The sequence below is a fragment of the Nocardioides panacisoli genome, assembly GCF_019448235.1.
In the GTDB taxonomy this organism is placed as follows: Bacteria; Actinomycetota; Actinomycetes; order Propionibacteriales; family Nocardioidaceae; genus Nocardioides; species Nocardioides panacisoli_A.
This window is the reverse complement of sequence record NZ_CP080409.1, coordinates 16162-41887: the sequence shown is the minus strand read 5'-3', so window position 1 is coordinate 41887 and position 25726 is coordinate 16162. Positions and strand designations below refer to the sequence as shown.

Annotated in this window: 26 protein-coding genes; 5 read left to right on the top strand and 21 right to left on the bottom strand. The window is 72.0% G+C overall.

What is annotated here, in order from left to right; genetic code table 11:
* The first annotated feature begins 74 nt into the window (after window positions 1-74).
* From msrA to KUV85_RS00240, 3 genes are all read left to right on the top strand, one after another.
* Window positions 75-713 (top strand): peptide-methionine (S)-S-oxide reductase MsrA, encoded by a 639-nt coding sequence (gene msrA, locus KUV85_RS00250; protein WP_219961218.1) that lies wholly within the window; start codon window positions 75-77, stop codon window positions 711-713.
* A gap of 360 nt (window positions 714-1073) precedes the next feature.
* Window positions 1074-1430 (top strand): hypothetical protein, encoded by a 357-nt coding sequence (locus KUV85_RS00245; RefSeq protein WP_219961217.1) that lies wholly within the window; start codon window positions 1074-1076, stop codon window positions 1428-1430.
* A gap of 141 nt (window positions 1431-1571) precedes the next feature.
* A complete protein-coding gene (locus KUV85_RS00240; protein ID WP_219961216.1) occupies window positions 1572-2906 on the top strand; it encodes an ABC1 kinase family protein in 1335 nt (444 codons plus the stop codon).
* Between the two features lie 19 nt (window positions 2907-2925).
* Here the strand turns inward: KUV85_RS00240 and KUV85_RS00235 are convergent, their stop codons facing one another.
* The 12 genes from KUV85_RS00235 to KUV85_RS00180 are packed head-to-tail and all read right to left on the bottom strand — an operon-like array spanning window position 2926 to window position 13817.
* Window positions 2926-3414 carry a GNAT family N-acetyltransferase gene (locus KUV85_RS00235; RefSeq protein WP_219961215.1) on the bottom strand — a complete coding sequence of 163 codons (489 nt, stop codon included), beginning with the start codon at window positions 3412-3414 and terminating at the stop codon, window positions 2926-2928.
* Window positions 3411-3944, bottom strand: coding sequence for a DinB family protein (locus KUV85_RS00230; protein WP_219961214.1), 534 nt, complete (start codon window positions 3942-3944; stop codon window positions 3411-3413). Before KUV85_RS00230 ends, KUV85_RS00235 begins: the two co-directional genes overlap by 4 nt.
* Before the next feature lie 9 nt (window positions 3945-3953).
* Entirely contained in the window at window positions 3954-4724 is a 771-nt protein-coding gene (locus tag KUV85_RS00225; protein ID WP_219961213.1) for a VOC family protein, read from the bottom strand.
* An 11-nt stretch (window positions 4725-4735) separates the two neighbouring features.
* Window positions 4736-5104 carry a hypothetical protein gene (locus tag KUV85_RS00220; protein ID WP_219961212.1) on the bottom strand — a complete coding sequence of 123 codons (369 nt, stop codon included), beginning with the start codon at window positions 5102-5104 and terminating at the stop codon, window positions 4736-4738.
* Window positions 5105-5131: 27 nt separating this feature from the next.
* Window positions 5132-5911, bottom strand: coding sequence for a TSUP family transporter (locus KUV85_RS00215; protein WP_219961211.1), 780 nt, complete (start codon window positions 5909-5911; stop codon window positions 5132-5134).
* A gap of 16 nt (window positions 5912-5927) precedes the next feature.
* Window positions 5928-6935 carry a sugar phosphate isomerase/epimerase family protein gene (locus KUV85_RS00210; RefSeq protein WP_219961210.1) on the bottom strand — a complete coding sequence of 336 codons (1008 nt, stop codon included), beginning with the start codon at window positions 6933-6935 and terminating at the stop codon, window positions 5928-5930.
* Entirely contained in the window at window positions 6935-8092 is a 1158-nt protein-coding gene (locus tag KUV85_RS00205; RefSeq protein WP_219961209.1) for a Gfo/Idh/MocA family protein, read from the bottom strand. The genes KUV85_RS00210 and KUV85_RS00205 overlap by 1 nt, the downstream gene beginning before the upstream one ends.
* A complete protein-coding gene (locus KUV85_RS00200) occupies window positions 8089-8955 on the bottom strand; it encodes a sugar phosphate isomerase/epimerase family protein (protein ID WP_219961208.1) in 867 nt (288 codons plus the stop codon). Before KUV85_RS00200 ends, KUV85_RS00205 begins: the two co-directional genes overlap by 4 nt.
* On the bottom strand, window positions 8952-10148 hold the full coding sequence (locus KUV85_RS00195; protein WP_219961207.1) for a substrate-binding domain-containing protein: 1197 nt from the start codon (window positions 10146-10148) through the stop codon (window positions 8952-8954). Before KUV85_RS00195 ends, KUV85_RS00200 begins: the two co-directional genes overlap by 4 nt.
* Entirely contained in the window at window positions 10148-11248 is a 1101-nt protein-coding gene (locus KUV85_RS00190; protein WP_219961206.1) for an ABC transporter permease, read from the bottom strand. The genes KUV85_RS00195 and KUV85_RS00190 overlap by 1 nt, the downstream gene beginning before the upstream one ends.
* Complete coding sequence (locus KUV85_RS00185; protein WP_219961205.1) at window positions 11245-12270, bottom strand: ABC transporter permease; 1026 nt, start codon at window positions 12268-12270, stop codon at window positions 11245-11247. Before KUV85_RS00185 ends, KUV85_RS00190 begins: the two co-directional genes overlap by 4 nt.
* Entirely contained in the window at window positions 12267-13817 is a 1551-nt protein-coding gene (locus KUV85_RS00180) for a sugar ABC transporter ATP-binding protein (RefSeq protein WP_219961204.1), read from the bottom strand. The genes KUV85_RS00185 and KUV85_RS00180 overlap by 4 nt, the downstream gene beginning before the upstream one ends.
* Before the next feature lie 89 nt (window positions 13818-13906).
* On the opposite strand from KUV85_RS00180, the gene KUV85_RS00175 reads away from it, so the two are divergent.
* The gene (locus KUV85_RS00175) at window positions 13907-15064 is read left to right on the top strand and encodes an ROK family transcriptional regulator (RefSeq protein WP_219961203.1); all 1158 of its coding nucleotides are present in this window, start codon (window positions 13907-13909) and stop codon (window positions 15062-15064) included.
* Window positions 15065-15134: 70 nt separating this feature from the next.
* Here KUV85_RS00175 and KUV85_RS00170 read toward each other — a convergent pair whose 3' ends face one another.
* Both KUV85_RS00170 and KUV85_RS00165 read right to left on the bottom strand, forming a co-directional pair.
* A complete protein-coding gene (locus KUV85_RS00170) occupies window positions 15135-17132 on the bottom strand; it encodes a vWA domain-containing protein (protein WP_219961202.1) in 1998 nt (665 codons plus the stop codon).
* Window positions 17129-18526 (bottom strand): AAA family ATPase, encoded by a 1398-nt coding sequence (locus KUV85_RS00165; RefSeq protein WP_219961201.1) that lies wholly within the window; start codon window positions 18524-18526, stop codon window positions 17129-17131. Before KUV85_RS00165 ends, KUV85_RS00170 begins: the two co-directional genes overlap by 4 nt.
* 117 nt (window positions 18527-18643) lie before the next feature.
* On the opposite strand from KUV85_RS00165, the gene KUV85_RS00160 reads away from it, so the two are divergent.
* Complete coding sequence (locus KUV85_RS00160) at window positions 18644-19498, top strand: adenylate/guanylate cyclase domain-containing protein (protein ID WP_219961200.1); 855 nt, start codon at window positions 18644-18646, stop codon at window positions 19496-19498.
* Between the two features lie 26 nt (window positions 19499-19524).
* Here the strand turns inward: KUV85_RS00160 and KUV85_RS00155 are convergent, their stop codons facing one another.
* The 7 genes from KUV85_RS00155 to mshB all read right to left on the bottom strand — a co-directional run bounded on the left by KUV85_RS00155 (window position 19525) and on the right by mshB (window position 25714).
* Complete coding sequence (locus tag KUV85_RS00155) at window positions 19525-19779, bottom strand: hypothetical protein (protein WP_219961199.1); 255 nt, start codon at window positions 19777-19779, stop codon at window positions 19525-19527.
* 64 nt (window positions 19780-19843) lie between these two features.
* Window positions 19844-21046 (bottom strand): lipid-transfer protein, encoded by a 1203-nt coding sequence (locus KUV85_RS00150; RefSeq protein ID WP_219961198.1) that lies wholly within the window; start codon window positions 21044-21046, stop codon window positions 19844-19846.
* Entirely contained in the window at window positions 21043-21552 is a 510-nt protein-coding gene (locus KUV85_RS00145; RefSeq protein WP_219961197.1) for a Zn-ribbon domain-containing OB-fold protein, read from the bottom strand. Before KUV85_RS00145 ends, KUV85_RS00150 begins: the two co-directional genes overlap by 4 nt.
* 80 nt (window positions 21553-21632) lie before the next feature.
* Complete coding sequence (locus KUV85_RS00140; RefSeq protein ID WP_219961196.1) at window positions 21633-22493, bottom strand: esterase/lipase family protein; 861 nt, start codon at window positions 22491-22493, stop codon at window positions 21633-21635.
* Window positions 22494-22543: 50 nt separating this feature from the next.
* Window positions 22544-24397, bottom strand: coding sequence for a VanW family protein (locus tag KUV85_RS00135; protein ID WP_219961195.1), 1854 nt, complete (start codon window positions 24395-24397; stop codon window positions 22544-22546).
* A gap of 10 nt (window positions 24398-24407) precedes the next feature.
* Window positions 24408-24833: a DUF6113 family protein gene (locus tag KUV85_RS00130; protein WP_425299374.1), complete on the bottom strand. Its 426-nt coding sequence runs from the start codon at window positions 24831-24833 to the stop codon at window positions 24408-24410.
* Window positions 24803-25714, bottom strand: a complete 912-nt coding sequence (gene mshB, locus KUV85_RS00125) for an N-acetyl-1-D-myo-inositol-2-amino-2-deoxy-alpha-D-glucopyranoside deacetylase (RefSeq protein WP_219961193.1) — start codon at window positions 25712-25714, stop codon at window positions 24803-24805. The genes KUV85_RS00130 and mshB overlap by 31 nt, the downstream gene beginning before the upstream one ends.
* Window positions 25715-25726: the final 12 nt, after the last annotated feature.

The following is a 25726-nucleotide window of genomic DNA, read 5'->3' as shown; positions in this document are numbered from 1 at the left end:
CCGGGAAGGGTTCACCGCCGGACGGTGTTGCTCCCGGTGAGAGCCGATCGTCTGGTCGACACAGAGGAGTGCCGATGTTCCCGCCCCGCAAGACCCAGATGGTGCACCCCGGCGCCGCGCTGCCCGGACGCGACACCCCCGCCTTCTCCCTGCCCGAGACCCACGCGGTGCTCGGCACCCCGCTGGTCACCGACGAGGTCCCCGACGGGCTCGAGGTGGCAATCTTCGGCCTGGGCTGCTTCTGGGGCGCCGAGGAGATCTACTGGGAGCTCGACGGCGTCTGGTCGACCTCCGTGGGCTACGCGGGCGGCCACACGCCGTACCCGACCTATGAGGAGGTGTGCTCCGGCCTGACCGGCCACACCGAGGCGATGCGGGTCGTCTTCGACCCCGACCGCATCAGCTACGCCACGCTGGTCAAGAAGTTCTTCGAGGTCCACGACCCCACCCAGGGCATGCGGCAGGGCAACGACGTCGGCACCCAGTACCGCTCGGCGATCTACACCACCACGCCCGAGCAGGAGCAGGTCGCCCGCGAGCTGACCGAGACCTACGGCGCCGAGCTCGCCCGCCGCGGGCTGGGCGAGATCACCACCGAGGTCGCCCCGGCGGGTGCGTACTACTACGCCGAGGCGGCCCACCAGCAGTACCTGCACAAGAACCCGTTCGGCTACCGCTGCCACGCCAACACCGGCGTCGCCTTCCCCGGGTAGCCTGCGGAGATCCGCACTCGACTGACTGCTTCCGGACCGGGCCGGCACTCTCGTCCGCCACGGGCAGTAGCCATACTCCTGGCGACACTCGCGGGCCTCGCCCCGGCAGCCGGGTGCACCCAGTCCGAGCACGGTGGGGCCCATGCCTCTGCGGGCCCGCTGGTGGTGCGTGGCGGCGACGAAGGGGGCGGAGTGGGTGACGTGGCCCCGCCACGTGACCGCTGGGGCAGCGACACGTGGGCGCTGACACTCGGAGGCATCGAGTTGTGCAGCGAAGAACCCGCCGCGGAGATCGTGCTCGACCGCGTCACCCCGAGATCAGTCGTCACACCAGAACGATTCCAGGCCACGATCCGGCGCATGACCCCCACGCTCCGGGACGAGGCACGCGAGGGCACGATCGTCACGCCACTGCTCGGCAGCCGTGGCACGCCACCGGACTTCGCGGAGGCCTACTCCCGAGGTGGCACTGCTCTGGCGGGCCGGATCGATCCCCTCGAGGGCGCGGTGATCAGTCGAGGTTGTGAGGACGCGGACGACGAGCCCTACCTCTTCACCGAGCTGCTCGTGACGGCGTACGCACAGGAGGGCGGCGCCCTGGTCACCGGATTCGACATCGTCTACACCGCAGAAGGCGACGAGCACGTCCTCGAGGTCCCGTGGGAAGTCGCCCTGTGCGGCCCGTCGGTCGAGGCCGACACCACGCCGTCCTGCTGACTCCCCCCGACCGCCGGCGGACGTACCGAACGGTACTGAGCACGGCCGCTCCGGGCGCCGGACGTGGCGTGTCGCACCAGTCGGTACGTTCCTGTGCAGGCCCGGCGGTCCGGGGTTGGGCGGACCGGCGACAATGGCCACATGGCCGACCTCCCCCGCAAGGCAGCCGCCCGCACGGCGCGGCTCGCGTCGCTGCCGCTCGGGTACGCCGGGCGCACCGCGATCGGCTTCGGCAAGCGCCTGGGCGGTGCTCCCGCGGACGCGGTGATGACCGAGATCCAGCAGCGCACCGCCGAGCAGCTCTTCCGCACCCTGGGTGAGCTCAAGGGCGGGGCGATGAAGTTCGGCCAGGCACTGTCGGTGCTCGAGGGTGCCCTGCCCGAGGAGATGGCGGCGCCCTACCGCGAGCACCTCACCAAGCTGCAGGACTCCGCACCGCCGATGCCGACCCAGACCGTGCGCGAGATCCTCGAGGCCGACCTGGGTGCGGACTGGAAGACGCGCCTGGTGCGCCTCGAGGGTGCTCCCACGGCGGCTGCCTCCATCGGCCAGGTCCACCGCGGCGAGTGGCACGACGGCCGCGAGGTCGCCATCAAGGTGCAGTACCCCGACGCCGGTGCGGCCCTGGAGTCCGACCTGCGCACCATCGGTCGCGCCGCCCGCAGCCTCGACCCACTCTTCCCCGGCGTCGACATCGGCCCGTTGGTCGCCGAGGTCCAGGCCCGGGCCCGCGAGGAGTTGGACTACGACCTCGAGGCCGAGGCCCAACGCACCTTCGCCCGCACCTACGCCGAGGACGAGCGCATCGTCGTGCCCGACGTGGTCGCCGTCGGTCCGCGCGTCCTGGTCACCGAGTGGCTGGAGTCCACCGCCTCCCTCGCCGCCACGATCGCCGACGGCACCCAGGCCGAGCGCGACCACTACGGCGAGCTGTACGCCGACTTCCTCTTCAGCGCCCCGGCCCGCACCGGCCTCCTCCACGCCGACCCGCACCCGGGCAACTACCGCATCATCCCCACCGCGGACGGTGCCCCGGGACGGCTGGGCGTGCTCGACTACGGCGCCGTCGCCCGCCTGCCCGACGGCGGCTTCCCCGCTCCCCTGGGCCGCCTCATCCGGCTCTGCGTCGAGGGCGACGGCGAGGCCGTGGAGGCCGCCCTGCGCGAGGAGGGGTTCATCAAGGACCGCACCCGGATCGACCCCCAGCTGCTGATGGACTACCTCTCCCCGTTCGCCGAGCCCAGCCGCACCGAACGGTTCCGCTTCACCCGGGAGTGGATGCGCGAGCAGTTCCGCCGCGTCAACGACACCCGCGACCCGTCGTACTCCATCAACGTCAAGCTCAACCTGCCGCCGAGCTACATCCTCATCCACCGCACCTGCGTCGGTGCCGTGGGCGTGCTGAGCCAGCTCGAGGCCGAGGCGCCGTTCCGAGCGCTGCTGGAGCGGAACCTCCCCGGCTTCGCCGACGCCTGACCATCGCCCCCGGGGTCGGCTAGAGCTCGCGATACATCACGTGCAGGCCCACGCGGCCGTGCTCGCGGGAGCGGAACGCGCCGGGCACGGTGCCGACGATCTCGAACCCCAGCCCCTCCCACAGGCGGACGGCGGCGGTGTTGGTGGCCACGACGGCGTTGAACTGGATACCTCGGTAGCCCAGCTCGGCCAGGCGCGCGACGACGTACTCCCCCAGGCGCCGTCCGACGCCCCGCCCACGGGCGGCGTCGTCGACCATGAACGACGCCGTGCCCACGTGGTCCCCGCGACCGGGCCGGTTGGGGCCGAACATCGCCGACCCGAGCACGCGGCCCTCCTCCTCCAGCACCACGACGTGCTCCTGGCCGAACCAGAGGGCGCGGGCCTCGTCGCTGGTCAGGTCGGCCGGATAGGCATAGGTCTCGCCCTCGGCGACGATGCGGTCGAAGAAGGCGTGGATCGAGGGCCAGTCCGCGTCGGTGGCCGGGCGGATCGCCGGATCGCTCACTCGCCGACCTCGCCGTCGATCGCCTCCCGGATCAGGTCGGCATGGCCGTTGTGGCGGGCGTACTCCTCGACCATGTGGCACAGGATCCAGCGCAGCGTGAAGGGCTCGCCCCGGCTGGTGCTGGTGAGCACCGAGGCGGTGTCGAGCCCGTCCGGCCCGGCGAGCGCCTCGTCGATCACGCGGTCGGCGCGTTCGATCGCAGCGTCGAGCAGCCGGCGGAGCTCGTCGGGCCTGTCGTCGACCGCGCTGTGCCAGTCCCAGTCGAAGTCCGCGTCCCAGTCGACGGCGTCGAACGGCGGCATCATCGCCTCGCCCCGCAGCACCGCGTCGAACCAGTTGGTCTCGACCAGGGCGAGGTGCTTGAGCATGCCGCCGAGGGTCATCGTGCTCGGCGGCAGCGCCCGGTCCAGCTGCTCGGCGTCGAGGCCGTCGGCCTTGCGGCGCAGCGTGGCGCGGTGGAAGTCCAGCCACGCCCGCAGCATCGTCCCCTCGTCGGCGTGCAGCGGCGGATCGGCGCGCGGGATCGTCATGTCCTGAAACTACTGCGTCTCCGGCACCGGCAGCACCCCGGTTGCGGGGTCGCGATCGGTGATGCAGTAGGCGCGGCCGACCGGGTCGGCCATCACCGTCCACCACCGGAACTCCTCCAGCACCCTCGCGCCGAGCCCGCGATGGCGGGCCACCTCGAGCGGCCGGTCCGTGGTCGCCCAGTCCACGTGCGCCCGGGCTGGCCCGCCGGCCTCGTCGAGCCGCTGGAACAGCAGGCGCAACGGCTGGCCCGCCGGCCGGGCCAGCGAGGAGAAGGCCTCATGGACCTGGGGCGGTCGCCGCTCCCATCCGGTCAGTCCGGCCCAGAACGCACACTCCTGCCCGTACGCCGCACGCGGCACGTCGAGGCACACCTGGTCCAGGACCGAGTCGTGCCCGTCGGGCCACGTCGTCGGTGCAGCGACCACGCCCGCACCGACGTCGACGAGGCAGAACGCCAACCCGCCGGGCGAGGCCATCACCACGACCTCGTCATCGGCGACGAGGGTCGCGCCGAGCTCGGTCGCCGTCGCGGCCGCGGCCGCCGGGTCACCGACGTGGAGGTCCAGGTGGATCCGGTCGGAGCCGGCGGCGAGCCGCTGCACCCGCACGTGGGCGGCGCCGCCGGACGGCAGGAGGCTCGCGAACTCGCCGTGGGAGCCCCGCGGCGCGGAGACGTCGTACGCCGTCACGGCGGCCCAGAACGCCGGGCCGGTCTCGGCGTGGTCGGGCGCGAAGTCGAGGAAGGCGCTGATCCACGTCGGTGCGGACGCGGTCGGCACCGAGGGCACGATCACACCGGGGCGCAGTCGTGCCCGCACCCGTCGGGCGGGACGGGACCGTCGGCGTGGGAGCGGGGACGGTGGAGCACGGCCGTGGTGGGCGTGACCCGCACGTCCTCGCCCTCGGCGGCAGCCGTGCCGTCGACCAGCAGCGTGTAGCCCTTCGGCTCCGCCGGCGGGAAGACCACCGTGACGGCCGGGTTGGCGGCGAGGTTGGCGAGGGTGCCGCGGCCGGGGCCGCGCGCCACGAGGTCGGTGCCGTCGAGCTCGGGGTCGACGGTGACGACCTTGACCCGGCCCTCGGTCGTGGTGAGCAGGTAGCCGCTGCCGAAGTCGGCCAGCGCGCCCGCGAGGTCACCGATCGCGACGGGGATGCTCATGCCCTCACCGTAGCCGTGGTGGCGGCGTCACCACAGCCCGACGATGCCGCCGCCGATGCGCACCGCGAAGGCACCGACGACGAGCACGAAGAACACCCGCACGAAGGTCGCGCCCCGGGCCACCGCGCTCCGCGCCCCCAGGTAGCCCCCGAGCAGGTTGGAGACGCCCATCAGCAGGCCGACCTTCCACAGCACCGCGCCGGTGGGGATGAACAACGCGAGCGCGCCGAGGTTGGTGGCCCAGTTGGCCAGTCGCGTCTTCGCCGAGGCCTCGAGGAAGTCGTAGCCGAGCAGGCCGACCAGGGCGAAGACGAAGAAGGTGCCGGTGCCCGGGCCGAGCGCGCCGTCGTAGAACCCGATCACGGTGCCGATCGCCATCGCGGCGGCGAGGTGGCGGCCACCGGAGAAGCGCAGCAGCGTCTCCTCACCGATCGTGGGCTGGAACACCACGTAGGTGCCGAGGACGACCAGGACCACCAACACGATCGGCTCGAACGCCGACCGCGGGATCTGCGACGCCACCGCGGCACCGCCCACCGCGCCGACGAACGCGCAGGCCATCATCGGCCCGAACGTCCGTGGATCGGGGCGGATGCGTCGGTAGTAGGTCGCCGCGGCGGCCGAGGTGCCGCAGAAGGCGGCGATCTTGTTCGTCGCCAGGATCTGCACCGGCGCCGCCCCCGGCAGCGCGACCAGCAGCGCCGGCAGCTGGAGGAGCCCTCCCCCGCCGACGACCGCGTCGACGTAGCCCGCGGCCAGTGCTGCCAGCGCGAGCAGCGCCAGCACGGTCAGGGTCGGGTCGTCCACCCGGCCAGTCTTGCGGTCACTCGCTCTGCTGGGAAAATGCCGCGTCGAAGGCGGCCGTGGGCGCCGGGTAGTCGAAGCGGCGCAGAAACTCCAACGCCTCGCGGGCGCCGTGGAGCCGGTCCATGCCGGCGTCCTCCCACTCCACCGAGACGGGGCCGTCGTAGCCGATGGCGGCGAGCGCGCGGAAGCAGTCCTCCCACGGCACCTCGCCGCGTCCGGTGGAGACGAAGTCCCAGCCGCGGCGCTGGTCGCCCCAGGGCAGGTGGGAGGAGAGGCGGCCGTTGCGCCCGTTGCCCACGCGCAGCCGGGTGTCCTTGCAGTCGACGTGGTAGATCCGGTCGGCGAAGTCGCTGATGAAGGCGACCGGGTCGAGGTCCTGCCACATCATGTGGCTGGGGTCCCAGTTGATGCCGAACGCCGGCCGGTGGTCGATCGCCTCCAGAGCGCGCACCGTGGACCAGTGGTCGTAGGCGATCTCGGAGGGATGCACCTCGTGCGCGAACCGGACGCCGTGCTCGTCGAAGACGTCCAGGATGGGGTGCCACCGGTCGGCGAAGTCCTGGTAACCCGCCTCGATGACCTCGGCCGGGACCGGCGGGAACATCACCAGGTAGGGCCAGATCGAGGAGCCGGTGAACCCGACGACGGTGTCGATCCCCATCCGCCCTGCCAGCCGCGCGGTCAGCTTCATCTCCTCGGCGGCGCGCTGCCGGACGCCCTCGGCCCCGCCGTCGCCCCAGACCCGGTCCCGCACGATCGCCCGATGGCGGAAGTCGATCGGGTCGTCGCAGATCGCCTGGCCCGTCAGGTGGTTGGAGATCGTCCAACAGCCCAGACCGTGGCGCTGCAGGATCTCCAGCCGGGACTCGACGTACCCGGGCTCGTCGACCCGCCAGGCATCGAGGTGCTCCCCGGAGACCGCGATCTCCAGGCCGTCGTACCCCCAGCCGGCCGCCAGCTCGGCCACCTCCTCCAGCGGCAGGTCCACCCACTGGCCGGTGAAGAGCGTGAATCGCTTGCCCATCAGTCCTCCTCGGTCGGTACGGCGGCACTCCGACCGGAGTCTGCCGCCGAGGCCTCGATCGCCGCCAGCACCCGCTGCACGGCGAGGCCGTCGTCGAACGACGGCACCGGGTCGGTGCCCTCCCCGATGGCGGTCAGCAGGTCGGCCGCCTGGTTGGTGAAGGTGTGGTCCCAGCCCAGGACGTGGCCCGGGGGCCACCACGCGTCCAGGTAGGGATGGTCCGGTTCGGTGGCCAACACGCGGCGGAAGCCGTCGGGACCGGACTCGTCGGGGTCGAGCAACTGCAGCTCGTTGAGCCGCTCGAGGTCGAAGCGGAGGGCGCCGCGGTCGCCGTACACCTCGATCGTCAGGGAGTTCTTGCAGCCGGTGGCCATCCGGCTGACCTCCAGGCTCGCCACGGCCCCCGACGCGGTGCCCAACCTCGCCCACGCGGCGTCGTCGACGGTGACCGGCTCGGGACCGTCGGGGCCGTCGCGCTCGGGGACGAACGTGCGCAGGTGGCCCGACGCGTTCGTCACGGGTTCGCCCAGCAGCGCGTGCACCTGGTCCACGGCGTGGGACCCCAGGTCGCCGAGCACGCCGGAACCGGCGCTCTCCCGCCGCAGGCGCCAGGTCATCGGTGCCCCGGCGTCGACGAGCCAGTCCTGCAGGTACGCCACCCGCACCTGTCGCACGGTGCCGATCCGACCCTGCGCAACCAACCGACGGGCGAGCGCCAGCGCCGGGACCCTCCGGTAGTTGAAGCCGACCATCGCGCGCTGACCGCGGGCGCGGGCGTCCCGGGCAGCTGCGGCGAGCTCGGCGGCCTGGGCGACGGAGTTGGCGAGGGGCTTCTCGACCAGCACGTGCTTGCCCGCGGCGAGGGCCGCCAGTGCGATCTCGTGGTGGCTGTCCCCCGGTGTGCAGATGTCGACGAGGTCGACGTCCTCACGGTCGAGCACCGAGCGCCAGTCGGTGGCGGACTCCCGCCAGCCGAGGTGCGCGGCGGCCTCCTTCACCGCAGTGCCGTCGCGTCCGACGAGCACCTGCTGTCGCACGGCCGGCAGGTCCGGGTGGAAGGCGCCGACATTGCGCCAGGCGTTGGAGTGCGCGCGGCCCATGAAGGAGTAGCCGATGACCGCCACTCCCAGGGCCGGGTCGTGCGTGGGTCCGGTCATGTGACGGTTCCTCCCGTCGCGCGCGTGCGCAGGAACGCAAGCCCGTCACGCGCCAGGTCGTCGGGCGAGGTCGCGAGCGGCCGCCAGATGGAGGCCGCGACCGCGATCGCCGCGTTGTCGGGGGTGAAGCTCTCGATGTTCAGCGGGCCGGCGTACCCGACCTCGTCGAACGCGGCGAAGAGTCCGTCCCAGTCGGTCTGGTCCCCACCGGGGGCGCCGCGGTCGTTGCCGCACACCTGGACGTGGGCGAGGTGGTGCCCGGCCCGGCGGACGGCGTCGGCGGCCGAGCGCTCCTCGATGCCGAGGTGGTAGGTGTCCAACGCCAGCCCGAGACCGTCGCCGAGCAGCCCGTCGAGGGCCTCCAGGGCCTGCTCGACGGTGTTCACCATCGAGGTCTCGTAGCGGTTGAGCGGTTCGATGCCGATGCGGACCCCGCGGTCGGCGGCGTACGCCACGACCGGCGCGAGGTGCTCGCGCCACTCGTCGTACGCCGCCGCCCGCTCCTCGTGCGTCATGCGCCAGACCCGCCCCGTGGCGGCGTGGAACGGCCCGCACACCGTGGCTGCTCCCACCGCCTCGGCGAGGTCGACGCAGGCCCGCAGGTACTCCTGCGTGTCGGCAACGACGTCGGGTGAGGTGGCGACCAGGTCGCGCCCCGGCGCCATGGCCCCCACGACGTACGGCGTCAACCCGGTCTCGCCGAGCACGTCGGCGAGCCGGCCCGGGGTCAGGTCGCCCGCGTTCTCCAGCGGCAGCTCCACGGCATCGAAGCCGAGGGCCGCGACGTGGTGCAGCAGCCCGGGAGCGTTGTCGTCGGTGAGCGGGGAGACCCAGACCCAAGTGTTGACGCCGAGCGGCCTCACGGGATCTGCCGGTCCTGCCACACCTGCGGGTAGCCCGCGAGGTCCTCGCCGCCGAACTTCGCGTAGTGCCCGTCGGGCATTCCCTGGTTGGCCTCGAGGAAGTCGCCGCGCTCCTCCTCGGTGATCGGCTCCTGCGGGAGTACCCACTCGGTCGGGATCTCCTCGCCGGCGGCGATCTTCTCGACCGCGAGCAGCGGCGTGCGCCACTGGAAGTTGGAGTAGACGGGCGCGAGCCCGGTCAGGCCCGTCGACTCCCACTTGCGCAGGAAGCTCATCTCGTCCTCACCGGTGATCACCGGGTAGTCGACGCCGGCGTCCTCGAAGGCTTCGATCGCGGCGACGGCCCCGTCGCCGGCGTCCATCCAGATGCCGGCGACCTCACCCTTGACCAGCTCGTCGGACATGATCTTCTTGATCTCCGACGGGTCGGCACCGGTGAAGTAGTCCACGGCCTCGATGCCGTTCTCCTCGAAGATCCTCTCCGCGGTGGCCCAGCGGGTCTCGAGCACGTCGACGCCCGGCAGGATCCGCAGCGCCACGACCTTGTCGCCCTCCTCGAGCTCGTCGACGAGGAAGTTGGCACTCTCGATGCCCCAGGCGTAGCCGCCGATCGGGTGGACGAAGGAGACGGGGCAGTCGGTCTCGACGCCGCGGTCGAAGACGATGACCGGCTTGCCCGTGTCACAGGCCCGCTCCACCGCCGGGGTCATCGCCGCCGTGGAGTTCGGGGAGATGATGAAGACGTCGCAGTTGCCCTCGGAGATGAAGTAGTCGATGTCGGCGATCTGGGTGTTGTCGTCGTCGCCGGCGTCGCGGGTCTCCATGGCGGAGATGACGCCCTGCTGCTTGAGCACCTTCAGCTGCTGGTTCATCGTGATCCAGCCGGTCTGGCGCCACGGGTTGGAGATCGAGGCGTTGGCGAAGCAGGCCTTCATCGGCTGGTCGGTCGCCCACTCGGAGGTGTCGCTCATGTCACCGTCGATGTACTGCAGCCACGGCTGGTCCTCGGGCCCCTCGAAGGTGGCCTCGATCTGCTCCAGCTGTGTCTCGTACTCCTCCTGCACGAACCACTGCGTGCTCTCGTCCTGGGTGTCCTCGGCGGCCGGGTCGTCGAGCGACTCGTCGGTCGAGCAGGCGGCGAACAGCGCCAGGGCCGCAGCACCCGCCAGCATCCCTCTCATCGGTGTGCGCATCAGTTTCCTCCTGTGTTGGTGCCCAACGAGGGCGTGGGTGTCTCGGGAAGATCGGTGGTGTCGGGTGCCCGGGCCTCGGGACGACCGCGACCGCGGCCGACGGTCCAGGCACGTGCGGCGAGCGCGACGGCGACGATGATGATCAGGCCCTGGACGGTGTCGCGCCACGTGGACTGCACGTCGAGGGCGGTGAGCAGGGTGAAGAGGAACTCCAGCGCGAATGCCCCGGCCGCGGAGGAGAGCACCCACCCCCGGCCACCGCCCAGCACCGTGCCGCCGAGCACGACGGCGGTGATCGCGGTGAACTCGTACCCCTCGCCGACCGAGGGGTGGACGCCGGCGTAGCCCACCAGGAGCATGCCGGCCACGGTGGCTGACAACGAGGACAGCACGAAGGCACGCGTCTTGACCCACCACAGCGGTGCGCCGGCCACGTGGCTGGCGTGCGGGTTGTCACCGGCGGCGATCAGGGTCCGGCCGAAGGGACGTCGCATCAGCCAGGACGCGGCGCCGGCGATCACGGCGAGGATGATCAGCGAGTAGGGCAGCACCTCGATGATCGGTACGCCGTCGATGACGCCCCGTCCGATCTCGCGGAAGTTCTCGTGCGGGTTGCCCGTCGCGGCGCCCCCGGTCAGGTAGTCGATGAGCCCGCCGAGCGCGAGCATCATCGCGAGCGTGACGATGAAGCTCGGGACCCGCAGCAACGTGGACACCAGGCCGTTGACCAGCCCGACGAGGGCGCCGACCAGGAGCATCAGCACCATGACGGGGACGATCCGGTCGGGGTCCTCGCCGATCAGGTTGCCCGCCATCACCACCTGGGTGGCGACGACCGCCCCCATGGACAGGTCGAACTCGCCGGAGACGATCACGTAGTACTGCCCGATGGCGGCGATGGCGATGGGGGCCGTACGACCCAGGAAGCGCACCAACACCCCGGGGTCGCCGAAGTTCGGGTTGGCCGCGATGATCGCGACCACCAGCACGATCACCAGCACGTAGACGGCGCCCCCCGGCGTGAGCAGCGCGGCGCCGAGGCGTCCGAGGAAGCCGTGGGAGCGCTGCGCGAGCGCGGACGGCGCGGTGGCGGAGCTCATCGGACCCCCTGCAGCGTGGCGGATCCGGTGCGTCCGGCCTCGAACCGTGCGGGACGACGGCTGACCTCGCGGCGGGCGTAGACGGCCACGGCGATCACGATGACCGCGCCACGGATCACGTCGCGCAGGAACGGGTCGATCTGCATCACCGCCATGACGTTGCTCATCACCGCGAAGATCGCGACGCCGGCGAGCGTGCCGGTGACGTTGCCCTTGCCGCCCCCGAGCACGGTGCCGCCGAGCACGACCGCGGCGATCGACATCAGGTCGTACTGCCCCTGGCTGCCGATGGTGGGGTTGCCGACCGAGAGCCGGGCGAGCAGCAGCAGGCCGGCCATGCCGCACAGCACCGAGCACAGGACGTGGGCGGTCACGATCGGCACCGGGGTGCGCACTCCGGAGAGGCGGGCCACCTCGGCGTTGCCACCGACCGCGTAGAGGTGGTGGCCCATGCGGGTACGCCGCAGCATCAGGATCGCGGCGCCGGCGCAGCCGAGCAGGATGAGGAACGAGACCGGCACCGGCCCGATCTGCGTGGCACCGATGAGCCGGAAGGAACGCGGGGCCGCACCGTGGTTGCCCTGGTAGTTGGTGGCGAGGTAGCCGCTCACGATGAGCCCCATGCCCAGGGTGGCGATGAAGCCGTGCACGTGGAGCAGGCTGACGACGAGACCGCTGACCAGGCCGAGGACCGCGGCGACCCCGAGCGCGACGAGCACGGCCGGGAGCACGTTGCCGGTCTCACCGGCCATGGTGCCGGCGGCCAGCACGCTGGTGAGGCTGACGACGTACGGCACGGAGAGGTCCAGGCTGCCGACGAGGATCACCAGGGTCTGTCCGATGGCGATGAAGCCCAGGATGCTGGTCGCGGTCAGGATCGAGGAGAGGTTGCCGGCACTGAAGAAGTTGCGTCCCTCCAGGGCGGTCAGGATCGCCCCGACCACGATGCTGAGCGCCAGGACGATCGTCACGATGCCGGTGGAGGTCAGCCGTCCCGTCCGTCGCTGGACCGCCGCCGTCATGCCGCACCGTCCTCTCGCATCCCGGTGGCCAACGCCAGGACGTCCTCCTCGGAGGCTCCGGATGCGAGCTCGCCGGCCAGCAGTCCGTCACGCATGACGAGGATCCGGTCGGACATGCCGAGCACCTCGGGCAGCTCGCTGGAGACCATCAGCACCGCGACCCCCTCGCGGGCGAGCTCGCGCATGAGCTCGTAGATGCCGTGCTTCGCCCCGACGTCGATCCCACGCGTCGGCTCGTCCATCAGCACCACCCGCGGCTTGGTCGACAGCCAGCGGGCGAGCACCACCTTCTGCTGGTTGCCGCCGGAGAGGAACTGGACCTCCTGGTCCAGGGCGCGTGCCGCGACCGACAGGTTCGACATCAGTCCGGGCACGTCCCGCCGCGCGGCGGCGGTGCGTCCGGGGAAGACCGCCCGCACCACTCCGAGCGCGTTGTCGAGGATGGAGAGGTTCAGCGCCAACCCGGTGGCCTTGCGGTCCTCGGTGATCATCGCCAACCCGGCGCGGATGGCTGCGCGGGGGGATCCCGGCCGGATGCTGCGCTCGCCGAGCACCATCTCGCCACGACTGAAGGGACGTACGCCGAAGACCGCCTCGAGCAGCTCGGTGCGGCCCGACCCCTGCAGTCCGGAGACGCCCACGATCTCACCGGCCCGCAGCGTGAGGGAGACGTCGTCGACGTAGTCGTTGCCCGCGCCACGCAGTGTCAGCAGCGGCTCCCCGACCTCGGTGCCGGGTGCGGCCGCGGGGAAGAAGGAGGTGAGCTCGCGCCCGACCATGAGGCGGACCAGCTCGCCGTCGTCGAGGTCGGCCGCGGACCGGGTGGCGACCTGCTCGCCGTCCTTGAGGACGGTGATGGTGTCGCAGAGGTCGAAGATCTCGCGCAGCCGGTGGGAGACGTAGAGGATCGCGACGCCGCGCTCGGTGAGGCCGCGGATGATGCCGTAGAGGAGCTCCACCTCGTGTTCGGCGAGTGCCGCCGTCGGCTCGTCCATGGCGATGATCCGGGCGTCGTAGCTGACGGCCTTGGCGATCTCGACGACCTGCTGCTCGGCGACCGAGAGGGTCCGGACGAGCTGGTCCGGCCCGAGTCCGCCGACACCGAGCCCGTCCAGCAACTCCTGGGTGTCGCGCTGCATCCGGGGCACGTCGACGAGTCCGGAGCGCCGGGGCTCCCGGCCGAGCCAGACGTTCTCGGCGACCGTGCGCTCCGGCAGCAGGTTGAACTCCTGGAAGACCGTCGAGACGCCGGCCTGCTGGGCCTGCACGGGGTGGTGGAAGCTCACCGGTCGTCCGTCGAGCTCCACGCTGCCGGAGTCGGCGGCGTGCACCCCGGCGACGATCTTCATCAGGGTCGACTTGCCCGCACCGTTCTCACCGACCAGGCCGTGGACCTCACCCCGGTGGAGGTCGAGGTCGACGTCGGCCAGGACGGTGTTGCCCACGAAGCTCTTCGTCAGCCCCCGCGTCCGCAGGACGACGTGGGCCCCGTCGGCAACCCCCGGCGCGCCCGGCGTTCCGGTGGCACTGTCGCTCTGCTGCGGCACGCCGTCACTGTGGCATGCGTCACCCACTTTTGTCGAGCACTGCGCAGAAGTCGGTGGGTGGACGAGATAAAGTCCCGCGTGGTTGACTCATGAGCGTGCGGCACAGCGACGTCTTCGACCTCCTTCGCGACGGCGAGCCGCGCACCCGGGCCCAGCTCGCCGAGCTCACCGGACTGGCCCGGTCCACGGTCTCGGCGCGGCTGGACGCGCTGATGTCACTGGGGCTGGTGGTCCCCTACGGCGGGGTCTCCACCGGCGGGCGGCCCCCGTCGCTGCTGGCCTTCAACCCCTCCGCCCGCGTCGTCGCGGGCATCGACCTGGGCGCCACCCATGCCACCGCGGCCCTCGCCGATCTCGACGGCCGGGTCCTCGCCGAGCACACCGACCGGCTCGACATCGCGCTGGGCCCGGACCGGGTACTGGGCTGGGTCGAGCAGGCCATCCACCGGCTCCTCGGGGAGCGGCCCGAGGACGGCCGCGACCTCGCCGCCATCGGCATCGGGCTGCCCGGACCCGTCGAGCACTCGACGGGGCGTGCGATCAATCCGCCGATCATGCCCGGCTGGGACCGGTACGACGTCCCCGGACACGTCCAGCGCGCGTTCGACGTCCCCGTGCTGGTCGACAACGACGTCAACGTGATGGCGCTGGGCGAGCGCCACGCCCACCTCCCCGACGTCGACGACGTGGTCTTCATCAAGGTCGGCACCGGCATCGGCGCCGGCATCATCAGCGGCGGCGTGCTGCAGCGTGGGGCGCAGGGCACGGCCGGCGACCTCGGCCACGTCTTCGTCGCCCGCGGCGCCGAGGTGAGCTGCCGGTGCGGCAACCAGGGGTGCCTGGAGGCCATCGCCGCCATCCCCGCGCTCGCCGCGCGGGTGCGCGACGCCGGTGTCGAGGTGTCCCACGACCACGAGGTGGTCGCCCTGGTCCGTGGCGGCAACCCGCACGCCGTCCAGGCGGTGCGCCAGGCCGGTCGGGACCTCGGCGAGGTCCTGGCGGCGCTGGTGAACCTGGTGAACCCGTCGGTGATCGTGATCGGCGGCTCGCTCGCGGTCGCCGGCGAGGGCCTCATCGCGGGCATCCGCGAGATCGTCTACCAGCGCTCGCTGCCGTTGGCGACCGAACACCTCTCGGTGGTCCCCTCCCGCGCGGGCGGGCTCGCCGGTGTCACCGGTGCCGCCGCCCTGGCCATCGCCCACGTGCTGTCGCCCGACGCGATCGACCACGCCGCCGTCGCCGAGTAGGCACGTCGCACCAAGCGTTCTTGTCGTCTTCCTGCTGGTTGGACGACGAATTCGCTTGGTACGACGGACCTCAGCCGACCCAGAAGCCGCGGCCGCCGAAGAAGTCCGAGTAGGACCCCGGACGACCCGAGGGACCGCGGGAGCCGAGGTAGGAGCCGACGACGGCGGCGCCGAGGTCGTCGGCCTCGGGGTTGACGACGCTGCCGTCGACGCGGCGGGCCATGGAGTCGATGAACCGCGCCAGGCCGGGGTCCTCCCCCAGCCGGAAGAAGGTCGTCTGCGCGCCGAGCCGCATCGCGTTGTCCAGCTCCCGCACCGAGAGGGCCAGCGTCAGCGGGTGCGGCGGGTACTCGAAGTAGACCTCGCCGTCGGGTTCCAGGTGCGAGGTCGGCTCGCCATCGGTGACGACCAGCAGCACTGGTTGGGCGTTGGGGTGCTTGCGGAAGTGGCGGTTGGCCAGCAGCAGGGCGTGGTGCAGGTTGGTGCCCTTGGACCATCGCGGCTCCAGCGCGGTCAGCTCCTCGATCCGCATCGTCTGCGCATGGCGCCCGAAGGAGATCAGCTCCAGGTCGTCGCCGCGGAACCGGGTCCCGATCAGGGTCTGCAGCGCGAGCGCCGTCCGCTTCATCGGCACCCAGCGACCGTCCATGGCCATCGAGAAGCTGGTGTCCACGCACAGCGCCACCGCGGCCTGGGTGCGGGCCTCGGTCTCGGCGACCTCGATGTCGTCGACCGCGATCCGCGGGCCGTCCGGGTCGCCCGCGCGGCGGCGTACGCCGTTGAGCACGGTGCGCGGGATGTCCCAGGGCTCGGTGTCGCCGAACTCCCAGGGCCGGCTCGCGCCGGACAGGTCACCGGCGCCACCCGCTCGGCGCAGGTCCCGTTGTCCCTGCCGTCCCGACATCCGCTCGGCGACGTCGCGCAACAGTGCCTTGCCCAGCTGCCGCATGGCCTTCGGGGTCAGCCGCAGGTCGCCGTCGAAGCTGCGCTCCATGGCCCCGGAGTCGCGCAGTGCCTGCTCGAGCTCCTGGAGCTTGCGCGCGTCGACCGCGGCCTCGTCGCCGAGCTGGCGGGAGAGCTTGTCGAGGTCGATGTCGTCGAGTCGGGCGCCCTGGTAGGACTGCGAGAGTTGGTCGAAGAGCTGGTCGAGCTCGCCGAGGTCCTGCAACGCCCCGGTGCCGTCGCCCAGGCCGAGGCCCTCACCGCCGCCGAACCGCTCCGACCCCGACCAGTCCTCGCCCGGGCGGAGGCCCTGCAGGTTGGCGTCGAGCCGGTTGAGCTGGTCCATCAGCGCCGGGGAGCCGAACGCCTGGGCGGAGAGCTGCATCAGCTCTTCCCGCTGCTCGGGCGACATCGAGTTGAGCATCCGCTGGGCCGCCGCGGATCGCTGCGCGAGCGTGTCGAGCAGCTCGTCGAGGTCCTGTGGGTCCTCCGGGAAGTGCTGGCCGTGCTCGGCCATGAAGTCCTCGAAGTCCTGCTGGGTGTCCTCACCGCGCGCCCGCTTCTCCAGCAGCTCGTTGAGGTCGGAGAGCATCTGGCCGACGGCCTCGCGGTCCTCCTCGGTGGCACCCTCCAACGCCTGCTTCATGCCGGCGAAGCGCTGGTCGAGCACCTCGCGGCCGAGGAGGTCCTTGATCTGCTCGAAGGCCTCGCGCGCCTCGCCGGACTGCCAGTCGTAGTCGGAGAGCTCGCTCACCGCGGCTGCGGGCGAGTCGGGCAGGGTGCCCAGGCGCATCTCGCGGAAGGTGCGGTCGTCCTCGTCCATCATCGCGTCGCGCGCGAGCTGCTTGCGCTCGGCGAGCACCGCCTGGTCCAGCAGCTCCTTGACCTCGTTCATGGTGCCGTCGAGGTTGTGGCGCTGCAGCAGCTCGCGGCGCTTCTCCGCGATGCGGCGGGCGAGGTCGTCCAGGCCCCGTCGCTCGCTGTCGCCGCGGCGCAGTGCCTCGGCCATGGCCCGCTCGGGGCTGTAGCCGGCCATGACCTCCTCACCGATGGCGTCGAGCGCCTCGGCGATGTCGACCGGCGGGGCGAGCGGGTCGCCGCCGTCGTAGCGGCGGTAGCGACTCATCCGTAGACCGTCTCCCGGCCGTCGGTGTCCTTGCCGATCTTGCGGGCGAGGAAGAGCCCCTCCAGGGCCAGCTCGATCGCGCAGGCCCGGCGGCCGTCACTGAGCTCGGCGCGGTCGAAGAGTCGGTCGCACACGTCGTCGTAGAGCTCGGACTCGCCCAGCACGGGCAGTCCGTCGAGTACGTCGTGCGCACTCACCTCGCCGCCCGTGGTCACGGTGGCGCCGTCCTCGATCGCGGTGACGAGCAGGCCCATGTCCAGGCCGCGGAAGTGCTCGCGGACGGTCTCGGCGATCGCGGTGCGCAGCAGGTGGGTGAGGATGTCGGTCTCGCGGCCCTCCTCGCCGGTCTCGAACTCGATCTTGCCCGCGAGCACCTCCACCGCGGTGTCGAGGTCGACGACGCGGGCCACGGCGTCGGACTCCCCCAGCCGGGTCGCACGGCGCAGCGCCGCAGCCGCGATGGTCTCGGCGCCCGCGATGGCGAAACGTGCCGAGACGCCGGAACGCTGGTCGACCGCCGAGGAGTCCCGCAGGTTGCGGGTGAAGCGCGCCAGCACCTCCAGCAGGGCGTCCGGGACCTCCGCGACCAGACCGGCCTCCTGCCGGATCACCGCGACCTCGGCCTCGAGTTCGCGCGGGTAGTGGGTGCGGATCTCGGCACCGAAGCGGTCCTGCAGCGGGGTGATGATGCGGCCACGGTTGGTGTAGTCCTCCGGGTTGGCCGAGGCGACCACGAGCAGGTCCAGCGGCAGCCGCAGCACGTAGCCGCGGATCTGGATGTCGCGCTCCTCCATCACGTTGAGCATCGCCACCTGGATCCGCTCGGCCAGGTCGGGCAGCTCGTTGATCGCCACGATGCCACGGTGCGAGCGCGGGATGAGGCCGAAGTGGATCGTCTCGGGGTCGCCCAGCGAGCGTCCCTCGGCGACCTTCATCGGGTCGACGTCACCGATGAGGTCGGCAACCGAGGTGTCGGGCGTGGCCAGCTTCTCGGCGTACCGGTCCTCGCGGTGGCGCCAGGTGACCGGCAGCTCGTCGCCGAGCTCGGCGGCGCGGCGGCGCGACTCGTGGGTGACCGGCTCGTAGGGATGCTCACCCAGCTCGGAGTCCTCGATCACCGGCGTCCACTCGTCCAGCAGGCCCACCATGGTGCGCAGCAGCCGGGTCTTGCCCTGGCCGCGCTCGCCGAGCAGCACGAGGTCGTGCCCGGCGATCAGGGCACGCTCCAGCTGTGGGATGACGGTGTCCTCGAAGCCGTGCAGTCCGGGCCAGGGGTCCTCCCCGGCCGCGAGGCGGGCGAGGAGGTTGTCGCGGATCTCGGTGCGCAGCCCCTTGTGCTCGTGCCCGGAGGCGCGCAGTTGACCGACGGTGCTGATGCTGGGAGCCGAAGTCACGCCTGCCAAGGTACTAGGCAGCGCAGAAGGCGACCGCCGGACGTGGCGCCCGCCACATCGGCGGGAATCGCTGGGACGCAGGCCCCATCGGGGGCCGACTCGGGACATACTGCCGTCGTGGTCACCGCTCTGCTCCTCCTCTGTCTCGCCCTGGCCACCGCGCTGGGCGGGCTCGCGGTGTACGCCGTCACGCTGCGCCGGCAGGTCGCCGAGCAGCAGGAGCGGCTCGCCCAGGTGGAGGCGGACCTCGCCGCGGCGTTGAAGCCGCCGCCACCGAGCACGACGGTGGAGCGCTACGCGCGCCGGATGCTCCGCACCGCCGAGCGGGTGCGCACCGAGGGCCTGACCGGGCTGGTGCAGGGCGCGATCGAGGACATCGCACAGTGGGCCGGCACCGAGGAGCGGGCGGAGATCGTCCACATGGCGGCCTCGGACGGCACCGTGACGCTGTTCTTCTCCGACATCGAGGACTCGACCGCGCTCAACGACCGGCTGGGCGACGACACGTGGGTGCGGGTGCTCAACGCCCACGACCGGGTGCTGCGGGCGCGCATCGACAAGTACCGCGGCCAGGTGGTCAAGACCGCCGGCGACGGGTTCATGGTGGCCTTCCGCGACCCCGAGGCGGCCTGCCGGGCGGCCGTGAAGGTGCAGCGCGACCTCGAGCGCAGCACCGACGCCGCGTTGCGCCGCCACGGCCCGGTCCGGGTGCGGATCGGCATCCACTGCGGCCAGGTGGTGGCCAAGGAGGGTGACTACTTCGGGCGCAACGTCGCCATGGCGGCCCGGGTCGCCGACCTCGCCGCCGGGGGCGAGGTGCTGGCCAGCGACGCCGTCCGCGACGCCCTGGACGAGGACGCCGCCGTGGTGCTCGACGGCGGGGACGAGGTGCCGCTGAAGGGCCTCACCGGCACGCACCGCGTCTGGCGGGTCCGGCCCGCCCGCACCCGCGGCAACCGCAGCGCCGTGTGAGCCTCCGGGCCCCGACGGGGCCCGACTCACAGTGCGGGGGGCCGCCTGGTGCAGAACAGCGCGCGGTACATGGCCAACTCGTTGTGCATGCGGTAGGAGATGGGTTGTCCGTGGAACGCCAGCGCATCGGCGCAGTCCTCCAACGCATCCAGGAGTTCCCGCTGTTCCGGGGTGGCCGCGTCACGGTGCGAACCATTCCTGCGCGCCGTCGCGAGCGTGGCTCGCGCTCGCTCGACCGCTCGAAAGGAAGTCGTCAGGTCGTGCGGCTGGCGTTGGGTCATCCGTCGCCTCTCGTCGTCTACGAGACTACGGCACGCGGGGGCACCGCATGTGCCCGTGACGGCCTCAACGCGTGAGGATCACCGAGGAGCCGTGGCCGAAGAGGCCCTGGTTGGCGGTGATCCCCACGCGGGCACCCTCGACCTGGCGACCGGTCGCCCGGCCACGGAGCTGCCAGGCGAGCTCGCACACCTGCGCCAGCGCCTGCGCGGGCACGGCCTCGCCGAAGCAGGCCAGCCCGCCGGAGGGGTTGACCGGGATGCGACCACCGATGGTGGTGTCACCCTCGCGCAGCAGCACCTCCGCCTCGCCGCGCTTGCACAGGCCGAGGTCCTCCATCCAGTCCAGCTCGAGCGCGGTGGAGAGGTCGTAGACCTCCGCGACGTCGACGTCCTCGGGGCCGATCCCGGCCTCCTCGTACGCCGCGTCGCCGATGGACTCCTTGAAGGTCCGCTCGGGCTCGCCGGCGGCCGCACGGGAGTCGGTGGCCAGCAGGGGCATGTCGATGACCGTGTTGGGGTAGGTCGGCGTCACCGTCGCGACGGCCGCCATCCGCACCGGGCGGGCGATCCCGTGCCGCTTCGCGTACTCCGGGCTCATCAGGACCACCGCGGCCGCACCGTCGGAGGTGGCGCAGATGTCGAGCAGGTGCAGCGGGTCGGACACGACCGGCGAGGCCGCGACGTCCTCGGCGCTGACCTCCTTGCGGTAGCGCGCGTTGGGGTTGGCCAGCCCGTGGCGGGCGTTCTTGACCTTCACCCGTGCGAAGTCCTCGCTCGTGGCGCCGTAGAGGTCCATCCGCCGCCGCGCGTAGAGCGCGAAGTAGGCCGGGTTGGTCATCCCCAGCAGCCGGAACCGCAGCCAGTCCGGGTCGTCCCACCGCTCCCCCGCATTGGGTGCGAGGAAGCCCTTCGGGGTGGTGTCCGCCCCCACGACCAGCGCCACGTCCGACATCCCGGCCAGGATCCGGGCCCGTGCGGTGTCCAGCGCCTGCGCACCCGTCGCGCAGGCGGCGTACGACGTCGCGATGCGGGCGCCGCTCCAGCCCAGGGCCTGGGCGAAGGTGGAGCCGGCGACGTAGCCGGCGTAGCCGTTGCGCACCGTCTCGCCGCCGACGACGAGGTCCACGTCGGTCCAGGCCACCCCGGCGTCGGCGAGTGCGTCCCGGGCGGCCTTGACGCCGTACTCGACGAAGCTGCGCCCCCACTTGCCCCAGGGGTGCATCCCGACGCCGGCGACGGTCACGCTGCGGTCGGCGCTGGTGCTCACTCGGCCTCCACCTCCTCATCGGGTCTCGCCACGCCCGTTCGTTCCTCACGGGCGGCTCGACCAGCAAGGATGGGTCGCCACCGCCAGATGGTGCGGTCGCCGGACTCGTCGGCGTGCAGCGTCTCCACGACCAGCTCGACCGCGTCGCCCACGGTGAGGTCGGCGACGCCGTACCCCCGCGCGACCTGGCCGAGCACGGTCAGGCCCTCGGGCAGCTCGACGGCTGCGATCGCGAACGGCTCATACGTCTCGCTCTCGGGCACGTACGGCGCCGGCGGCTGGTACTGCGCATCGGTGTAGGACCAGACCCGTCCCCGGGCGGAGAGCTCGACGGTCTCGGCCTCCTCCCCCGCGCAGGTGGGGTTGCGGCAGAACGTGGCGGCAGCGGCGGGCACGGGCGGGAACACGACGTCGGCACACGTGGTGCACCGCGAGGCGAGCAGGCGTGGCTGCTCACCGGTCGTGAACCAGCCCTCGACGGCTGGCGTGCTGGGCGTGGACGTCACGCACCCAGACTAGAACGTGTTCTCGTCTCGGGTCGAGTGGTCCACCCAACGGGATCGGCGGCGCCAGTGCGGTGACGAGTTCAGCAGGCGGGCCGGAAGTCGCTGCGCGCCGGCCCGTCGGTGGTCAGGGCGTGGACCACCAGGGAACGGACCCCACGGTTGGTCGGGATCAGCAGGTGCTCGGCGAGGGCACGCGGACACAGGTCCTGCAGCGTGATGTTGGTGCTCCGCGGCCCCGGGGTGAGGTGGCCCGACGTGTGGGGCACCACGACCTCGTCGTAGCGGGTGGTGATCTGGGTGTAGTCCACGTCGCCGGGCGTCTCGTCGCCGGCGTTGAGGTCGGCCAGGAACGCCGACCCGGCGGCCTGCTGCACGCACGAGCGGCAGAAGACGCCCACCACGAGGCTGGAGAAGGCGTTGACCAGCCTCGTGCCGTGGTTGGAGGGCGCGATGCCGACCAGGTCCTCCACGAGCCCGTCGCCGCCGAGGTTCTTGATGTAGTAGCGCGGCATCATGCCGCCCTGGGAGTGGCCCACGAGCGAGACCCGGTCCGCACCGGTCGCCGCCAGCACCCGGTCGACGAAGCTGCGCAGCTCGCGGGCGGACCGCTTGATGTCACGGGTGCCGCGCAGGCCGTAGTCCAACGAGTAGACGCAGAAGCCCGCGTCCTTGAGGTCGCGGGACAGCCCCTGCAACAGGTTCCTGCGGTCACCGAAGGTGCCGTGCACCAGCACGGCCGGGGTGGGTCGCTGCGCGGTCGGCACGCAGTCCCAGTCGTTCGCCCCCGGCGGGTCCCCGAACAGCAGCGAGGGCTGCGGTGCCGAGGACGCGCCCTGCGCGGACGGGGGCGCCGCCGACGCGGGGGCCGCCGCGGCGACGTACGCGCCGACGCCGAGGACGATCGCGAGCAGCAGGGACACCGACCGGAGCTGGGAGCGCATGTCCGGCATCCAACCATCCGGGGGTGACGTGTGTCACCCGCGACCACCGGTCAGTCGCCGCTGTCGCCCTCGCGGTCGCCGCCGTCGCGGTTGTTGCCACCGCCGCCACCGTCGCCGCCGTTGCCACCGCCGCCGTTGCCACCGTTGCCGCCCTGGCCCGGGGGCGGGCCGCAGACCACCGAGTCGGACGGGGTGTAGGTGGTGTTGAACTCCTCGGTGTGGTCGACCGCGTCCTCACCGGCCCTGCGGAAGGTCCGGGTGACGTCGATCTTGAATCCGGAGTAGCCGGTGTGCGCCTCGCACCCGTCCTCCTGGATGTAGCGCGTCTCGGGCTGGGTGTAGGCGTAGCGCTCGGACTTCGACGCGGTGATGTCCCAGATCTTGGTGGAGTACATCTCCACCGTCACCGATCCGGTCGAGCCCGGCGAGCTCGGGTTGATGTAGGAGTGCACCAGCACGCCGTAGTCGGTGTCGTTGCGGAACCGCAGGTCCACCGTCGGCCACGCGACCGTCGCCTCCCGGCCCACCGGGTAGCGGTCGATGTAGAACGAGTGCGGCTTGTGCTCGATGTCCTCCAGGCCGGCGAAGAACATCGCGTTGAACAGCGTGGTCGCCAGCTGCGAGACGCCGCCTCCGTAGTCCTTCTTCAGGATGCCGTTGGAGATGATGTAGCCCTCGGTGAACCCGTTCGCGGCGGTGCGCTCGCCCACGATGTCGTTCATCGAGAACGTGTCGCCGGGCTTGAGCAGCGTGCCGTCAGCGTTCTGCGCCGCCTGGCCGATGTTGACGTTGCGGTACTCCGAGTGCGGGTAGCTGGTGGTGAACTCCGAGACCTTCTCGGTGATCTTCAGCTCCTCGGCGTCCTTGGTGGTGAACCCCGGCTGCTCGACCTCGGCCTCCACCGCGCCGGAGCGGCCGTTGCCGCCACCGCTGCCGACCAGGTCGAGGAAGACCGAGGACACCTCGGCGGGGTCGAAGCTGATGCCGGGCTTGCCCGGGACGACCTTCGGCTGGCCGCGGACCAGCTCGACGCGGGCATCGACGGGATCGCCGTTGCTGGTCGCGCCCTCCACGAAGCCGACCAGCTTCTTCTGCTTGGCCCGGAGCTCCAGGGCACCGTCCACGGGTGCCATGCGCAGCGACTGGGCGACCTTGCTCTTGCCCAGCTTGACCCGGGCATCGTCGAACTCGAAGGTCACCGGACCCGACACGGCGGGCTCGGCCACCTGCTCGACGGCCTCGGCGACGTCGTCGGCGTCGATCTCGGGCTGGGCGTCGACGAGGTCCAGCTGCGCGGTCCCACCGTCCCCGGCGAGGTACGCCGCCGCGAGGGTGGCCCGTGCGGGCTCCCGCTCGATCTCGCGCCCGGCCTGCGGGTCGACGGTGCGGACCGTGCCCTTCTTGGTGAACACGACGCGGCCGTCCTTGGGCGGGGTGCCGAGTCCCCTGGACAGCTTCTGCAGCGTGGTCTCCAGCGCCCGGTCGTCGAACTCCACGACGGCGTCGACGTCCTCGCCGCCTCCGAAGAAGTCCCACTGCCGGCCCGGGCTCCAGCTCGCCTGCGCACCGGCGGCGTCCAGGGTGGCCTCGTAGTCGACGGCCATGCCCAGCGCCTGCGGACGGACCGTCGCGGTGCGGTCGTCGTCGACGGCCACCTCGATGGTGGCCTCGTCGCGGTCGGCGAACTCCTCGCGCAGCTCCTGCTCGGCGTCGTCTCGCGTCATCCCGCCCACGTCGACCCCGGACACGGTGGTGCCGCGCGGGACGCGGTCGCCCACCCAGTACCGGCTGCCCGCGTAGGCGCCGGCGGCGACCACGAGCAGCACGACGACGACGAGCCAGACGATCCAGCCGCCCTCGCGTTCGCGCTCTGCCGGTTGCCCGGCGCCGTTGGTAGTGGTCACGGCCGCCATTCTAGGAAGCCGGACCAGCGCTCCCGGAATCTTCGCCAGCCCCCGGACGCCGGGGACGCAGCGCGAGAGCGCCCGTGAGCGTGACGAGAATCACGGTCGCGAGCACCGTGTAGCCGCCCGGATCGCTCGCGATCACGAAGTCGCCCTCCCGCCGACCACCGGTCGCGACGAGCACCGTGACCGCCCAGCCGAGGGCGAACGGCGTACGCGCCCACCAGCGGTCGGGCAGGGCCCACAGGGCCGCGGCCGTGGCCGCCAGCCCCAGGACCAGGCCCCACCAGCGGGGGTGGACGGCGATGACGCACACCGCGACGGTGGCGCCGCCCACGAGGAGCGCCACCACGACCCCGGCGCGGGCCGTTGCCGCCTCGAGTGCCGAGCTGCGGGAGCGGCTGCTCAGAGTCCCGCGAACAGGTCGGTCTCCCACCCGTTCTCCCCCGCCGGTCCGGGCGTGCCCTTGACGATGCGGAAGTGCTCCACCCCGAGCGCCTTGCTGCCGATGTTGTTCGACAGGGCGAAGAACGGGCCGTCGGTGGTGATCTGCGTGGCGTGGGCCCGCAGCGCCGCCATCTTGTGGTCGATGTGGTCGGTGGCGTCGACCTCGGCGGTGATGTCCGCGTCGGGCGAGCCCATCGGCAGCGGGCCGTCGGGGTCCATGCCCTCGAACGTCGTCTCGTCGCCCGCCTCGCGCAGCGCCCGCAGCCCCTCGCGGAGGCGGCTCTGCGCCAGCGTGCCCCAGTAGACCTTGGCGATCTCCCAGGCCTCGCCCAGGTCGCGGCGGTAGGTCGGCACGGCCGCCAGCTGGGCGGCGTACATCGCGACGCGGTGGGCCTGGATGTGGTCGGGGTGGCCGTAGCCGCCGAACTCGTCGTAGGTCACCAGGACCTGGGGCCGGACCTCGCGAATCACCTCGACGAGGTGGGTCGCGGCCTCGGTGAGGTCGGCGTACCAGAACGCGTTGTCGTGGATGGTGTCCGCCGGCACCGCGTGGCCGTCGGCGTGCCACTTCATCCCGGAGTCGCGGTAGCGCCCGAACCCACCGAGGAACCGGTGGTCGGTGACGCCGAGCTCGGCCATCGCGTCGGCCAGCTCGCCGCGGCGGTGCTCCCCCAGCCCGTCGTCCTGGTCGGCGGCCAGGTGCTCCAGCTCCGGCACCAGGATCTCGCCCATCTCGCCGGCCGTGCAGGTGACGAGGGTGACGCCGCGCCCCTCGGCAACGTACTTGGCCATCGTGGCGCCCTGCCCGATCGACTCGTCGTCGGGGTGGGCGTGGACCAGGAGCAGGCGCTGCGCCGGCGAGTCAGTCATGCGAGGAAGCCT